Source organism: Mesorhizobium sp. WSM3879 (genome assembly GCF_002294915.1).
In the GTDB taxonomy this organism is placed as follows: Bacteria; Pseudomonadota; Alphaproteobacteria; order Rhizobiales; family Rhizobiaceae; genus Mesorhizobium.
On the sequence record NZ_NSFZ01000005.1, the window covers coordinates 18,713 to 32,009 of the forward strand.

Sequence of the window (13,297 nt, forward strand, 5' to 3'; positions counted from 1 at the left end):
GAGACGATGCCATGGCCTATGAAACCATTCTCGTGGAGACACGCGGCAAGGTCGGGCTGATCACGCTGAACCGGCCGAAGGCGCTCAATGCCCTGAATTCGCAGGTGCTGGCCGAGATCGTGGCGGCGGTGAATGCGTTCGGCGCCGATGCCGGCATCGGTGCAATGGTGCTCACGGGTTCGGAAAAAGCCTTCGCGGCCGGCGCCGACATCAAGGAAATGCAGGCGATCTCCTTTGTCGACGCCTATACTCGGGACTTCTTTGTCGGGTGGGAGGAGCTCACCCGTGCGCGCAAGCCGATCATCGCCGCGGTCGCCGGCTACGCGCTTGGCGGCGGCTGCGAGCTGGCCATGATGTGCGATTTCATCATCGCAGCCGACAACGCAAAATTTGGCCAGCCCGAGATCACGCTCGGCGTCATGCCGGGCATGGGCGGATCGCAGCGATTGACCCGCTTCGTCGGCAAGTCGAAGGCGATGGACATGTGCCTGACCGGGCGGATGATGGACGCTGCCGAGGCCGAGCGCTGCGGACTGGTGTCGCGAGTGGTGCCGGCGGCCGAGCTGGTCGAGGAGGCGCTGAAAGCGGCAGCGAAGATCGCCGAGTTTTCCCTGCCGTCGGTGATGATGACGAAGGAAGCCGTCAACCGCGCTTTCGAGACGACGCTTGCCGAGGGGCTGCGCTTCGAGCGCCGCCTTTTCCACTCGCTGTTTGCGCTCGATGACCAGAAGGAGGGTATGGCCGCCTTCGTCGAGAAGCGGAAGCCGGATTTCAGCAACAGCTAGGGCATGTCGGCCTAATGCGTGCCGCGATTTCGGCAAGAAGCCGGGCATGCACCAAGACAACGGCTTTAGGCGTGCGGACCCGTTTCAGCGCGGTACGGCTTCAAGCCCCAAAAAGACCGCGAAGCGGCGTTGACGCGCCGGAAAAGCTGAACTATAAGCCGCACCAACCGAGGCGGCCCGTGGCTGCCCGTTTGTTTTTTGCGCCCTGCGACCCGCTGGCGCCCACCAGATCAGAAGAGAGGCATCATGGCCAATACGTCCTCGGCCAAAAAGGCAACGCGCAAGATCGCCCGCCGGGCGGCGATCAACAAGAACCGTCGGTCGCGCGTCCGCACCTATGTTCGCCAGGTCGAAGAGGCGCTCGCCGCCGGCGACAAGGCTGCTGCGCTGGAAGCGTTCAAGGCCGCGGAGCCGGAATTGATGCGCGCAGCAACCAAGGGTGTCCTCCACAAGAACACGGCTTCGCGCAAGGTTTCGCGGCTGGCCCAGCGGGTCAAGGTGCTGTCGGCCTGACCGACTTCCCTTTAGAACCGTTATCCTTGAACCCGGCCGCACAGGCCGGGTTTTTTCGTTTGCCGGCAAGTACTTAAAAAGAACGGTCGGACAACGACGCTTGGGCCGAATTTCAAAGTAGCCAATGTTTTGCCGGCATATACATAATCGCTCATGTCGACGACCGCTGGATGCGGGCACGGCCATAGATGAGCCTGCCACAAAATCCATATATTTTTCAAAATCTTACAGACGGTCATCCACAGCTTGTTCAACTCGCGGAGGAGCGGCGGGGGACAAGTAGCTGTCAAGAGAATTATTTCAGAAAATTTCCGAAGGTGTGGCCTTTTTCACATTCCACGGAAAAGGGTTTGAATCACAATGGCTTTATGAAAATGGGCCGCAGTGGCACCTGCTTTGAACACGTCTCCGGTAACCAGATTCGTTAAAAATCCGTTAGACGTGGCCTTGCCCTATCCACAGCGATTTCGGTAATGTCCATCCATCGAAGGGACGGGCACCTGCCCTTAACCCAGCCTGAATCGGCCAGCAAAAAATGGCGGAATTCATGACGCGGAGCAATTCCGCGTGCGGCTTGGTTTGTCTCTTCGGTGCGGGTAGGGGACTGGCGTAATTGTACATGGCAGTCGACGTTGGGCCGGCATTTTCGCCGGGCGGTGTTGTATTGTCTTGGCATGATCAAGCCGGCTTGCGAGAGCCGGCAGAGGTCCCTTGCGCAACGTTGCAACGATATCGCCGGCGGCGGCGATAGAGGCGCAGCGAAAAACGTCGCCGGACCCAGGGTGCAGGAGGCGCACTCCCGGCGGAAAAAGGGTACGAGAGACAAGGAACTTGATCATGCAGAGCGGCATCGAAGGGGAGATTGCGGGCGAACTCCCATTCCCAGCAACTATCGTCGGAGGGGACGACATGGCGGCATCCAGCGACGCTGAACAGAAGTTCGAGCGGGTCAAGGCCCAATTGAAGGCGCGTCTGGGAGCCGAGGTCTATTCGAGCTGGTTCGGCCGCATGAAGGTTGCCGAGGCGTCGCGCGGCATGGTCCGCATCTCCGTACCGACGGCCTTCCTGCGGTCGTGGATCAACGGCCATTACCTTGATCTTATCGCCGAACTGTGGAGGCACGAGGATCCCGACCTTCTCAAGATCGAGATCGTCGTGCGGACCGCCACGCGGCAGGGCCGCAACAATGTCGAGCCGGAGATCGCGCCGGCGCGCAAGATGACCAAGCAGGCCCAGACCGCGCTTGCCGCCGGCACCGCGAGCGCCGGTCGGGTGGAGCGGACGCCGGCGCCCCGCCAGGGCGTGCCGGCGGAGACCGAGTTCCGCCACAATGTGCTGGGGTCGCCGCTCGATCCGCGCTACACTTTCACTTCCTTCATCGAAGGTCCTTCGAACCGTGTTGCTTTCGCGGCGGCCAAGGCGGTGGCGGAATCGCAGTCGAGCGCGGTGCGCTTCAACCCGCTCTTTCTCCATGCGACCGTCGGCCTGGGCAAGACGCATCTGTTGCAGGCGATCGCGGCGGAATCGCTGCGGCACAATCCGAAATCGCGCGTGGTCTACCTGACGGCGGAATATTTCATGTGGCGCTTCGCCACCGCGATCCGTGACAACAATGCGCTGACGCTCAAGGAGCAGCTGCGCGACATCGATCTGCTGATAATCGACGACATGCAGTTCCTGCAGGGCAAGTCGATCCAGCACGAGTTCTGCCATCTCATCAACATGCTGCTCGACAGCGCCAAGCAGGTGGTGGTCGCCGCCGACCGGCCGCCGTCTGAACTGGAGTCGCTGGAGCCGCGGGTGCGCTCGCGCCTCAACGGCGGCGTGGCGCTCGAAATGTCGGCACCGGATTTCGGCATGCGCCTCGGCATGCTGAAGCTGCGCCTTGCCACTGCCAAGATCGACGATACCTCGCTCGACATTTCGGATGAGATCCTCGATCACGTCGCCAGAACGGTGACGGGCAGCGGGCGCGAGCTCGAAGGCGCCTTCAACCAGCTTCTGTTTCGCCAGTCCTTCGAGCCGCAGATCACTATCGACCGCATCGACGAGATCCTCGGCCATATCTACCGCTCGGGCGAGCCGAAGCGGGTGCGTATCGAGGACATCCAGCGCATCGTGGCACGCCACTATAACGTTTCGAAGACGGAACTGCTCTCAAACCGTCGCACGCGCACCATCGTCAAACCGCGGCAGGTAGCGATGTATCTCTCCAAGGTGATGACGCCGCGCTCGCTGCCGGAGATCGGACGCCGTTTCGGCGGCCGCGATCACACGACGGTTCTGCACGCCGTGCGCAAGATCGAGGATCTTTCCGGCGCCGACAACACGCTGGCACAGGAACTCGAACTGCTCAGAAGGCTGATCAACGAGCAGGCCTGAGCGCTTAGCCCGCTTTATCCCCAGAAAGCCCGCGCAACCGGCTGGAACCGGTGCCGCGGGCTTGCGTTTGCAGGGTTTTTACTGTCAGCTTACATAGATTCTGAGCTTTTCGGAGCTTTTGCGGGACGCCGCTGCCCGGTGACCCGCTCATTCATTGAAGCGAGCCTGTTTCGTCATGCGTGTTATCCTGGAACGATCCAATCTTCTGAAGTCCCTCAACCACGTCCATCGCGTGGTGGAGCGGCGCAACACCATCCCGATTCTGTCGAATGTGCTGCTCAGCGCCGAGGGCGCCAGCCTGGAAATGAAGGCCACCGATCTCGACCTTGAAGTGACCGAAGCCACGCCGGCCAAGGTCGAGCGCGGCGGCGCGACGACGGTTCCGGCGCATCTGCTCTACGACATCGTGCGCAAGCTGGCCGACGGCGCCGAGGTGATGCTGAAGACCGACGAGGACGGCAACGCGATGACCGTCACGTCCGGGCGCTCCAGCTTCCGCCTGCAGTGCTTGCCGCAGTCCGATTTCCCGGAGCTTTCAGCCGGCTCCTTCTCGCACATCTTCCGGCTCGATTCGGTGGCGCTCAAGGGCCTGATCGAGAAGACGCAGTTCGCGATCTCGACCGAGGAGACGCGCTACTATCTCAACGGCATCTTCCTGCACACGCATGAGGCGGGCGGCAAGCTGAAGCTGCGCTCGGTCGCGACCGACGGGCACCGACTGGCGCGCGCCGAGATCGACGCGCCGGCAGGCTCCGAAGGCATGCCCGGCATCATCATCCCGCGCAAGACGGTGAGCGAGCTGCAGAAGCTGGTCGACGACCCGGATATCGCGGTGACGACGGAGCTGTCGGATACCAAGATCCGCTTCACCATCGGCAGCGTCATCCTGACCTCGAAGCTGATCGACGGCACCTTCCCCGATTATCAGCGCGTCATCCCGACCGGCAATGACAAGAAGCTGGTTATCGACCGCCAGAGCTTTGCCGCCGCCGTCGACCGCGTCTCGACCATTTCGTCCGAGCGCGGCCGAGCCGTGAAACTGTCGATCAATGACGGCCAGCTCACGCTCGCCGTCAACAATCCGGATTCCGGCAGCGCAACCGAGGAGCTGGCGGCCGAATACTCGTCCGACCCGATCGAGATCGGCTTCAACGCCAAATATCTGCTCGATGTCGCCGCCCAGCTCACCGGTTCGGAAGCCAAGTTCATGCTGGCGGATGCCGGGTCTCCGACGCTGATCCACGACATGGCCGACGAGACCGCGCTCTACGTGCTGATGCCGATGCGGGTCTAGGCTTTGTCTCTTTTGTTGACGCAATTGCGGACGGAAAACCGCTATGCACTTTTCCTGGAATTGCTCTAGCAGGCCTCACATGTCGCCGTGACCTCGGACGCCAAACAGCTTCGGCAGCAGAGCTATATAAGTAAGCTTACACTTACAAATTTTCGCAACTATGCGGGACTTTCGCTTGATCTCGGCCCTGGCGCTGTCGTGCTGTCCGGCGACAATGGCGCCGGCAAGACCAATCTGCTCGAAGCAGTCTCGCTGCTGACGCCGGGGCGCGGGCTGCGCCGCGCGCCTTACGCCGACGTCGCCCGCGAGGGCGGCGATGGCGGCTTTGCCTTGCATGCGCGCATCGAAGGACCGGAAGGTCAGGTCGAAATCGGCACCGGCATTGCCGGCGGCGATGGTGCCGCGGAAGGCGGCAGGCGCGTGCGCATCAACGGCGCGCCGGCAAAATCGGCCGAGGATATGCTCGAATGGCTGCGGGTCGTCTGGCTGACGCCGGCGATGGACGGGCTGTTTCCAGGGCCGGCCGCCGACCGCCGCCGCTTCCTCGACCGGCTGGTGCTGGCGATCGACCCCGGCCACGGGCAGCGCGCGCTCGATTACGAGAAGGCGATGCGTGGCCGTAACCGTTTGCTTACGGAAGGCTCGCGCGACGCCGGCTGGTTCGACGCGATCGAGATGCAGATGGCCGAAACCGGGGTGGCGATCGCGGCGGCCAGGGCCGAGCTGGTGCGGCTGCTTGCGGCCATGATCGACAAGCTGCCGGGCAGCGGCCCGTTTCCGCAGGCCGACATCAGCCTCGCCGGCGAATTGGAAAGCGAAATCGCGGTCACACCGGCAGTCGACGTCGAGGAGCGATTCCGCGCCATACTCGCCAATGGCCGCGAGCGCGACCGCGCCGCCGGCCGCACGCTCGACGGTCCGCACCGCTCCGACCTCGCGGTCCGTCACCGGCCGAAGTCGATGCCGGCCGAATTGTGCTCGACCGGCGAGCAGAAGGCGCTGCTTGTCGGCATCGTGCTGTCGCACGCGCGGCTGACCGGCGAGATGTCGGGCCTGACGCCGATCCTGTTGCTCGACGAGATCGCCGCGCATCTCGACAGCGGCCGGCGCGCTGCGCTGTTTTCCATCCTCGAAGAGCTCAACTGCCAGGCCTTCATGACCGGCACCGACGCGGCGCTGTTTTCCAGCCTCGCCGGGCGGGCGCAATTCCTGACGGTCGATCACGGCAGCGTCGGCCCGACCGGCTGAACTGTCGAAGAGTTCAAAGCGCCTTGCACGAGCAAGGCTTTGTGCTGCGGGACAAGGCTTCGCTTTGCATGTGAGTGACAAAGCTTCGCTTTGCATATGCATGACAAGGCTTCGCCTTGCATGTGAGTGACAAGGCTTCGCCTTGCATGTGAGTGACAAGGCTTCGCCTTGCATGTGAGTGACAAGGCTTCGCCTTGCATGTGAGTGACAAGGCTTCGCCTTGCATGTGCATGACAAGGTTTCCTGCCCGCTATATGGTCCGGCCATGACGAATGCTGCCCTCACCGACGAAGAGCTCGAGCGCTATGCCCGCCACATCGTGCTGCCCGAAATCGGCGGCTCCGGCCAGCAGAAGCTGAAGCGGGCGCGGGTGCTGGTGATCGGCGCCGGCGGGCTTGGGGCGCCTGTGCTCGAATATCTCGCCGCGGCCGGCGTCGGCACGCTCGGCATCGTCGACGACGATGATGTCTCCTTGTCCAACCTGCAGCGGCAGGTGATCCATGGCAGCGATACTATTGGCATGGCGAAGACCGACAGCGCTTCGGCGGCGATCATGCGCATCAACCCCAATGTCAGGGTGGAACTGCATCGCCTCAGGCTGACCGAGCAAAATGCCCCTGCCCTCGTCGCCCAATACGATATCGTGGTCGACGGCTCCGACAATTTCGAGACACGCTATGCTCTGGCCGATGCCTGCGCCCAGGAAAAGAAGCCCCTGGTCACTGCCGCCGTCGGCCGCTTCGACGGCTCGGTGACGGTGCTGAAGCCATTTGAAACGGGCGCCGATGGCCAGCGCAATCCAGGCTACCGCGACCTTTTTCCGGAAGCGCCGCCCGAAGGGCTGGTGCCATCCTGCGCCGTTGCCGGCATCGTCGGCGCGCTGACGGGCGTCATCGGCACGCTGGAGGCGATGGAGGCGATCAAGCTGATCGCCGGCATCGGCGAGCCGCTGGTCGGCCGGCTGCTGCTTTACGACGGGCTGACCGCCCGTTTCGATACCGTCCGCTACAAGGCACTCTGAACGCATGGATCAGACGGCCACTCTCCTCGTCAGCGAGCTTCCGCCGGACTTCGCGCAGTGGGACGAATTGCTGGCGCTGATCCGGCGCGCCTTCGCCTATATGGACGGCGTCATCGACCCGCCATCCTCGGCGCATCAGCTCACACCCGAAAACCTCAAGAGCAAGGCCGGGCAAGAAACGGCGTTCCTGGCCATGCAGAACGGCCGGATCGCCGGCTGCGTCTTTGCGATGGAGAGGGCAGACGATTTCTATGTCGGCAAGCTTGCCGTCGAGCCTGGCCTTCAGGGGCGAGGCATAGGCGGACGGCTGATGCAGGCCCTCGACGATCTTGCCCACCGGCGCGGCAAGCAGGCCCTCGAGCTGCAGACGCGTATCGAGCTTACGGCGAACCACGCGGCCTTCGCCCGGCTCGGATTTCGCGAGACCGGGCGCACCGCGCATGCGGGCTACGACAGGCCGACCTCGATCACCATGCGCAAGGTGCTGTCTTGAGCCTCGCGCTCAGCCCGCTGGAACAGGCAACCGCCGCCGGTAAGGACGGCGCGGGAATGGCGATGCGCATCGTCGCCGAGAGCGCGCGCCTGCTCGGCGCGCCACGGCTGATCCCGATCTGTTCGGCGCATATCGACGGCGCGCTCTATCATGGCGATTCCGGCACGCTGTTCGCCGAGCGGCTGGTCGAAGGCGGCGCCAGGATCGCAGTGCGCTCGACGCTCAATGTCGGGGCGCTCGACCTGACGGGCTGCTCGCGCATTCGCCTGGAAGAGCCGCAGCGCGGCATGGCGCGGCGGATGATGGATGCCTATCGCAAGCTCGGCTGCGAGCAAAGCTGGACCTGCGCGCCCTATCAGGCCGGGCACAGGCCGGCACAGGGCAGCGATGTCGCCTGGGGCGAGTCCAATGCGGTGGTGTTCTGCAACTCGGTGCTGGGCGCCCGCACCAACCGCTACGGCGATTTCCTCGACATCGCCTGCGCCATCACCGGCCGCGCACCCGATTATGGCCTGCACCGGGCCGAGAACCGCCGGGCGCGACTGGTGTTCGACGTCTCGGGCCTATCGCCTTCCTTCCTCGCTTCCGAGATCGCCTGGCCGGTGCTGGGCAGCCTCTATGGCCGTGTTCGAGATGCTGGAGCGGCTGATTGCCGGAAGACGGCTCGCCGTGCCGATCTATGCCTGCACCGGCCGTCATGTGCTTGCCTTCCTGGAGCAGGACGGCCGGCGGAAGAGGCTCGAAGGAAGCGGCGTCGTCATCGTTGCCGACACATGCGTGGTGGTGACGCCGATCATGCCGGAACTTTCCGGCGGCGTGCTGATGACCAATTCGGGCAAGTTCGCGCATTACGCTCCAGGCAACACCGGCTATGCGGTGCTCTATGCCTCGCTCGCCGATTGCGTCGAAAGCGCGGTCGCCGGCAAGCCGCGCTTCACGGACCTCGCCGCATGAGCGCCGCCGCGGAGATATTGGTACGGGGCAAGGCCGGTAAAGGCGAAGCGCTGGTGCTGACGGCGCCGATCAGCTTCTGGGGCGGCGTCGACCCGAAGACAGGGCGCATCGCCGATGTCCGCCACCCGCAGCATGGCGAGGTGATTTCCGGCCGGGTGCTGTTCCTGCCGGGCACCATCGGCTCCTCGTCGGCTTCGGCAGTGCTGATGGAACTGGTCCACAACGGCCGCGGGCCGGCAGCCCTTGTGCTGCACGAGCCGGACGCCATTCTTCTGCTCGGCCTGATCGTCGCGCGCGAAATGGGCTGGGAAACGCCTATGGCGGTGCGGCTCGGACGCGGTGTGTTCGACGCCTATCGCGGAAGCACCGTCAAAGTCGACGACGACGGCGCCGTGAGCGTCGCCGCCTGAACAAATCGTGGTTTTCAGGTCCTGAGCGGCAACACACGGTCCGGCGGGCGATGGCCGTCGAAGAAGGCGCGAATGTTGATGATCACCTTCTCGCCCATGTCGATGCGGCCTTCGAGCGTCGCCGAGCCCATATGCGGCAACAGAACGACCTTGCCCTTGTGGGCGAGCTTCAACAGCTTGCTGTTCAGCGCCGGCTCGTGCTCGTAGACGTCGAGGCCGGCGCCGGCGATCTTGCCGTCCTGGATGAGTTTGATCATCGACTCTTCGTCGATGATGTCGCCCCGCGCTGTGTTGACGATGTAGGCCGCCGGCTGCATCAGCGCCAGCCGCCGGGCCGACAGCAGATGAAAGGTCGCCGGCGTCGACGGGCAGTTGACCGAGATGATATCCATCCGGGCGAGCATCTGGTCGAGGCTTTCCCAATAGGTCGCTTCCAATTCGTCCTCGACCGCCGGCAGCACGCGGTGGCGGTTGTGGTAGTGGATGGACAGACCGAACGCCTTGGCGCGCCTGGCGACCGCCGTGCCGATACGGCCCATGCCGACAATGCCCAGGCGCTTGCCCCAGATGCGGCGGCCGAGCATCCAGGTCGGGGACCAGCCGGCCCATTTCTTCTCGCCGGTGAGCACGTTGGCACCTTCGGCCAGCCTGCGCGGCACGGCGAGCATCAGCGCCATGGTCATGTCGGCGGTGTCTTCGGTGAGCACGTTCGGCGTGTTGGTGACGGTGATGCCTTTCTTGGCAGCCGCCGAGACGTCAATCTTGTCGACGCCGTTGCCGAAATTGGCGATCAGCTTGAGGTTCTCGCCGGCCTGGGCGATCAGCGCGGCATCGATGTGGTCGGTGATGGTCGGGACCAGCACATCGGCTTCCTTGACCGCCGCAACCAGCTCAGGCTGGGTCATCGGCCGGTCCTCGACGTTGAGGCGCGCATCGAACAGTTCGCGCATGCGGGTCTCCACCGGATCGGGCAGCTTGCGCGTGATGACGACGAGGGGCCGTTTTTTGCCTGCCATTGTTTCCCCGAAGCTTCCTCGAAACCGATCTCGTTGAGACCTCTTTAACCAAGACAAGCGAAACTTGAAGCCAGTCGCGGTATCAGCCCACTCCTGTAACAAGCGGTGCCGCCGAAGACAAAGAAAAAGGGGCGCTCCTCCCACGGACCGGCGCCGAAAGGAATGAACGTGTCTGGTTTCGCCTCGCTCCGCCTGGCTTTCAGCGCAGCCGTTCTCGGCACTCTGCTTTGGGCGCCGCAGACATCCGCGCAAGGCGCGGCCACGTCGGCGCAGACCGTGACGCTGGGGCCGAGCGGCCTGCCGCTGCCGCGCTTCGTCAGCCTGAAATCCGGACGCGTCAATTCGCGCGTCGGTCCGGGCGCCAACTATTCCGTCGACTGGATGTACATGAAGGCCGGACTGCCGATGGAAATCATCCAGGAATTCGACACCTGGCGCCGCGTGCGCGACGCCGACGGCTCCGAAGGCTGGATCAACCAGTCGCTGCTTTCGGGCCGCCGCACCGCGATCGTCGCCCCCTGGCAGCGCGGCAAGGGCGGCCGAATCAATCTGCTCGACGATCCCGACAAGGACGCCGCCGTTGTCGCCATCCTCGAGCCAGGCGTGATGGGCTCGATCAAGAAGTGCGACGGTCAGTGGTGCGAGATGACCTTCGACGGCCATACCGGCTGGGTCGCCCAGTCGCAGGTCTGGGGCGCCTACCCGGGCGAAAAGGTCAAGAACTGATCTCAGCGAGGTCATAAATATCGGGAGTCCCGGCCCGCCGCCGGGCGGCCTGTCCGACAGTCTTGAAGTGTAACCACTAAGCTCGGGGTTCCGTGCTTTGCCCCAGGCGAGGCTCTGTCCCGGCCAGAAGCCGCTGAATGTTGGCGCGATGGCGCACGATCACGTAGATGCCACCTGCAACCACCAGCAAGCGGTAGGATAGAGGTTGCTCCAAGCCGCAGACGAGGGCGATGGCCGTCAACGCCGCCAGCATCGAACCAAGCGAAACAATCCGGAAAACAGCCAGCACAAAGACAAAAACCGTGGCAGCACCTAAGCCTACCGGCCAGGACATCGCCAGCAATACGCCGAGCCCCGTCGCGGCGGATTTGCCGCCTGTGAAATTCAGCCAGATCGAACGAGCATGGCCCAGCAGAACGGCAAGACCGGCCAAGCAGACAGCCCAAGGTACAAAGGTTTGCAGATCAAGCGATTGCGATGGCGTGAGGGCCGGCCATCCATAGAGCCACGAATAAAACCAGCGGGCAAAAACGATGGCTGCGCTACCTTTCAGTACATCCATCAGGAGCACCGCCAAAGCGGGCCATTTGCCGAGGGTTCGCAAGACGTTCGTTGCGCCGGTGGACTTGGAGCCATGCTCGCGTATGTCGATGCCTTTGAGCAGTTTCCCTGCGAGATAACCGGTGGGCGTGGAGCCGAGGAGATAACCGATCGACAGTCCAATCGCGCTCGCTATCCAGAAAACCATGGATTGACCTCGCCGCTCTAGCCGGCCGCGCCGCTCCGGTCGCGTCCGATGCGGCCGAGATGCGTATCCTGAAAACCAGTGGAAAGCTTCAGGCCGTAGCCAAGAGCACGGTCGATGGCGATGTGGGCGATCCAAATGAGCGCCACAGCGATGGCGACCGGACCGGCAAGCAGGATGCCGGCAAGCGCCAAAACGAGCGGAGCAATCAGAACGTGCAGGGCGTTGTAAGCTATCGCGCCGGTCCGCGGCCCGGCGAGATAGCCGAGCATCGACAGGTCCGGTGCCAGGATGAGCAGCGCCAACAGCCACCACGACACCCCGGTCATTTTGTAGAAGATAGTGGCCGCCGCGGCTATTGCGGCCCATTCGAGCCGTATCGCCAGATCGACGGGCCTCATCGCGGGCAGATCAGTCGCGGCGCTTGGGGCGCAGCCTCACCACGATATCGACGTTGGCGATCTCCATGCCTTCCGGAGGCTCCGGCAGGTTGGAGACGCTCACCGGGCCGCTGGCGATATCGAAGATCCGGTTCTCGCCCTCGACATAGAAGTGGTGGTGATCGGAAGTGTTGGTGTCGAAATAGGTCTTCGACCCTTCGACGGCGAGGATGCGCAGCATGCCGGCCTGGGTGAATTGATGAAGGGCATTGTAGACGGTGGCCAGCGAAACCGGCACACCGGCGGCGATCGCCTCTTCATGCAATTCTTCGGCCGAAAGGTGACGGTCGCCCTTGGCGAAAAGCAGGTCGGCCAGCGCAATGCGCTGGCGCGTCGGCCTCAGGCCGGCTTCGCGAACCCGCTTGTCCACAGCGACATTTTCCTTCCGGCAGCCCGAATCCATCTATCCCGTCTAAGCTTGCAAGCCCCATAGACCGGTCCAGAATGGCAAAAAGAGGTCAATGCCAAAAACTGGACACCACCCGACATATATTCTGTCGCCCAAATGCGATCAATAGCGCGCATTGACCCAGGCAGGCGCACGGGTTAAGCGCAAACGCCGGTTTCCGGCCACAAACAGAGTGTGTTAGGAAACCAACGACATGGGCGCCCTGCCGCCCGGAACGAGAACGGGGACGGAATTAATGGCGGGTCAAAAGTCCAGCTACGACTACGAGGAACTGCTTGCCTGCGCCCGCGGCGAGCTGTTCGGACCGGGAAACGCCCAGCTGCCCTACCCGCCGATGCTGATGTTCGACCGCATCACCGAGATCAGCGAGACCGGCGGCGCCTTCGACAAGGGCTTCATCCGTGCCGAGTTCGACATCAAGCCGGATCTTTGGTTCTTCGCCTGCCATTTCATCGGCAATCCGATCATGCCGGGTTGCCTCGGCCTCGACGCCATGTGGCAATTGACCGGCTTCTATCTCGGCTGGCTCGGTGAACCCGGCAAGGGCATGGCGCTGTCGACCGGCGAGGTGAAGTTCAAGGGCATGGTGACGCCATCGGTCAAGAAGGTCGAATATGGCGTCGACTTCAAGCGCGTGATGCGCGGCCGCCTCGTGCTCGGCATCGCCGATGGCTGGCTCAAGGCGGATGGCGAACCCATATACGCGGCAACGGATCTGAAGGTGGGCCTGTCCAAGCAGGCCGCCGCCTGATCGCCATCGCCACGGGGCCTGGCGTGTCCGACGGATGCGCAAGGACGCCGCGGCAGTTTATTTTGCGTATGATCGAAGGCGGGAACCAATTAGGTTTTTCGCCAAACTAC

15 protein-coding genes and 1 pseudogene are annotated in these 13,297 nt (G+C 63.4%); 12 read left to right on the forward strand and 4 right to left on the reverse strand.

What is annotated here, in order from left to right:
- Window positions 1-11: 11 nt before the first annotated feature.
- The 10 genes and pseudogenes from CK218_RS13085 to CK218_RS13125 all read left to right on the forward strand — a co-directional run bounded on the left by CK218_RS13085 (window position 12) and on the right by CK218_RS13125 (window position 9,100).
- Entirely contained in the window at window positions 12-785 is a 774-nt protein-coding gene (locus CK218_RS13085) for an enoyl-CoA hydratase (protein ID WP_095828008.1), read from the forward strand.
- Window positions 786-1,031: 246 nt separating this feature from the next.
- Window positions 1,032-1,298, forward strand: coding sequence for a 30S ribosomal protein S20 (rpsT, locus tag CK218_RS13090; protein ID WP_066996401.1), 267 nt, complete (start codon window positions 1,032-1,034; stop codon window positions 1,296-1,298).
- Window positions 1,299-2,207: 909 nt separating this feature from the next.
- Entirely contained in the window at window positions 2,208-3,680 is a 1,473-nt protein-coding gene (gene dnaA / locus CK218_RS13095) for a chromosomal replication initiator protein DnaA (protein ID WP_245299622.1), read from the forward strand.
- Window positions 3,681-3,855: 175 nt separating this feature from the next.
- The gene (gene dnaN, locus CK218_RS13100; protein WP_066996395.1) at window positions 3,856-4,974 is read left to right on the forward strand and encodes a DNA polymerase III subunit beta; all 1,119 of its coding nucleotides are present in this window, start codon (window positions 3,856-3,858) and stop codon (window positions 4,972-4,974) included.
- 87 nt (window positions 4,975-5,061) lie between these two features.
- Window positions 5,062-6,222 carry a DNA replication/repair protein RecF gene (recF, locus tag CK218_RS13105; protein WP_095828009.1) on the forward strand — a complete coding sequence of 387 codons (1,161 nt, stop codon included), beginning with the start codon at window positions 5,062-5,064 and terminating at the stop codon, window positions 6,220-6,222.
- 265 nt (window positions 6,223-6,487) lie between these two features.
- A complete protein-coding gene (locus CK218_RS13110; RefSeq protein WP_095828206.1) occupies window positions 6,488-7,243 on the forward strand; it encodes a molybdopterin-synthase adenylyltransferase MoeB in 756 nt (251 codons plus the stop codon).
- Between the two features lie 4 nt (window positions 7,244-7,247).
- Complete coding sequence (locus CK218_RS13115) at window positions 7,248-7,736, forward strand: GNAT family N-acetyltransferase (RefSeq protein WP_095828010.1); 489 nt, start codon at window positions 7,248-7,250, stop codon at window positions 7,734-7,736.
- 62 nt (window positions 7,737-7,798) lie between these two features.
- Window positions 7,799-8,291: pseudogene (locus CK218_RS31385) on the forward strand (aconitase X); the annotation flags it as partial.
- A 63-nt stretch (window positions 8,292-8,354) separates the two neighbouring features.
- The gene (locus tag CK218_RS31390; protein WP_280950825.1) at window positions 8,355-8,690 is read left to right on the forward strand and encodes an aconitase X; all 336 of its coding nucleotides are present in this window, start codon (window positions 8,355-8,357) and stop codon (window positions 8,688-8,690) included.
- On the forward strand, window positions 8,687-9,100 hold the full coding sequence (locus CK218_RS13125) for a DUF126 domain-containing protein (protein ID WP_095828011.1): 414 nt from the start codon (window positions 8,687-8,689) through the stop codon (window positions 9,098-9,100). Before CK218_RS31390 ends, CK218_RS13125 begins: the two co-directional genes overlap by 4 nt.
- Window positions 9,101-9,114: 14 nt before the next feature.
- Here CK218_RS13125 and CK218_RS13130 read toward each other — a convergent pair whose 3' ends face one another.
- Complete coding sequence (locus CK218_RS13130; RefSeq protein WP_066996380.1) at window positions 9,115-10,116, reverse strand: D-glycerate dehydrogenase; 1,002 nt, start codon at window positions 10,114-10,116, stop codon at window positions 9,115-9,117.
- A 168-nt stretch (window positions 10,117-10,284) separates the two neighbouring features.
- On the opposite strand from CK218_RS13130, the gene CK218_RS13135 reads away from it, so the two are divergent.
- A complete protein-coding gene (locus CK218_RS13135; RefSeq protein WP_066996495.1) occupies window positions 10,285-10,842 on the forward strand; it encodes an SH3 domain-containing protein in 558 nt (185 codons plus the stop codon).
- Between the two features lie 76 nt (window positions 10,843-10,918).
- Here the strand turns inward: CK218_RS13135 and plsY are convergent, their stop codons facing one another.
- The 3 genes from plsY to irrA are packed head-to-tail and all read right to left on the reverse strand — an operon-like array spanning window position 10,919 to window position 12,430.
- Entirely contained in the window at window positions 10,919-11,590 is a 672-nt protein-coding gene (plsY, locus tag CK218_RS13140) for a glycerol-3-phosphate 1-O-acyltransferase PlsY (protein ID WP_095828012.1), read from the reverse strand.
- 17 nt (window positions 11,591-11,607) lie between these two features.
- Window positions 11,608-11,988 carry a DUF4260 domain-containing protein gene (locus CK218_RS13145; RefSeq protein WP_095828013.1) on the reverse strand — a complete coding sequence of 127 codons (381 nt, stop codon included), beginning with the start codon at window positions 11,986-11,988 and terminating at the stop codon, window positions 11,608-11,610.
- 10 nt (window positions 11,989-11,998) lie between these two features.
- Entirely contained in the window at window positions 11,999-12,430 is a 432-nt protein-coding gene (gene irrA / locus CK218_RS13150) for an iron response transcriptional regulator IrrA (RefSeq protein ID WP_066996377.1), read from the reverse strand.
- Window positions 12,431-12,671: 241 nt separating this feature from the next.
- Here irrA and fabA point away from each other — a divergent pair, with 241 nt between their 5' ends.
- Entirely contained in the window at window positions 12,672-13,187 is a 516-nt protein-coding gene (fabA, locus tag CK218_RS13155) for a 3-hydroxyacyl-[acyl-carrier-protein] dehydratase FabA (RefSeq protein WP_095828014.1), read from the forward strand.
- Window positions 13,188-13,297: the final 110 nt, after the last annotated feature.

What these genes read in the sequence shown, in the direction of transcription:
- plsY (WP_095828012.1), bottom strand. Translation starts at nt 11,590, where the DNA reads ATGGTTTTCTGGATAGCGAGCGCGATTGGACTGTCGATCGGTTATCTC.
- CK218_RS13145 (WP_095828013.1), bottom strand. Translation starts at nt 11,988, where the DNA reads ATGAGGCCCGTCGATCTGGCGATACGGCTCGAATGGGCCGCAATAGCC.
- dnaA (WP_245299622.1), top strand. Translation starts at nt 2,208, where the DNA reads ATGGCGGCATCCAGCGACGCTGAACAGAAGTTCGAGCGGGTCAAGGCC.
- CK218_RS31390 (WP_280950825.1), top strand. Translation starts at nt 8,355, where the DNA reads ATGGCCGTGTTCGAGATGCTGGAGCGGCTGATTGCCGGAAGACGGCTC.
- fabA (WP_095828014.1), top strand. Translation starts at nt 12,672, where the DNA reads ATGGCGGGTCAAAAGTCCAGCTACGACTACGAGGAACTGCTTGCCTGC.
- rpsT (WP_066996401.1), top strand. Translation starts at nt 1,032, where the DNA reads ATGGCCAATACGTCCTCGGCCAAAAAGGCAACGCGCAAGATCGCCCGC.
- CK218_RS13110 (WP_095828206.1), top strand. Translation starts at nt 6,488, where the DNA reads ATGACGAATGCTGCCCTCACCGACGAAGAGCTCGAGCGCTATGCCCGC.
- CK218_RS13115 (WP_095828010.1), top strand. Translation starts at nt 7,248, where the DNA reads ATGGATCAGACGGCCACTCTCCTCGTCAGCGAGCTTCCGCCGGACTTC.
- CK218_RS13125 (WP_095828011.1), top strand. Translation starts at nt 8,687, where the DNA reads ATGAGCGCCGCCGCGGAGATATTGGTACGGGGCAAGGCCGGTAAAGGC.
- dnaN (WP_066996395.1), top strand. Translation starts at nt 3,856, where the DNA reads ATGCGTGTTATCCTGGAACGATCCAATCTTCTGAAGTCCCTCAACCAC.
- irrA (WP_066996377.1), bottom strand. Translation starts at nt 12,430, where the DNA reads ATGGATTCGGGCTGCCGGAAGGAAAATGTCGCTGTGGACAAGCGGGTT.
- CK218_RS13085 (WP_095828008.1), top strand. Translation starts at nt 12, where the DNA reads ATGGCCTATGAAACCATTCTCGTGGAGACACGCGGCAAGGTCGGGCTG.
- CK218_RS13130 (WP_066996380.1), bottom strand. Translation starts at nt 10,116, where the DNA reads ATGGCAGGCAAAAAACGGCCCCTCGTCGTCATCACGCGCAAGCTGCCC.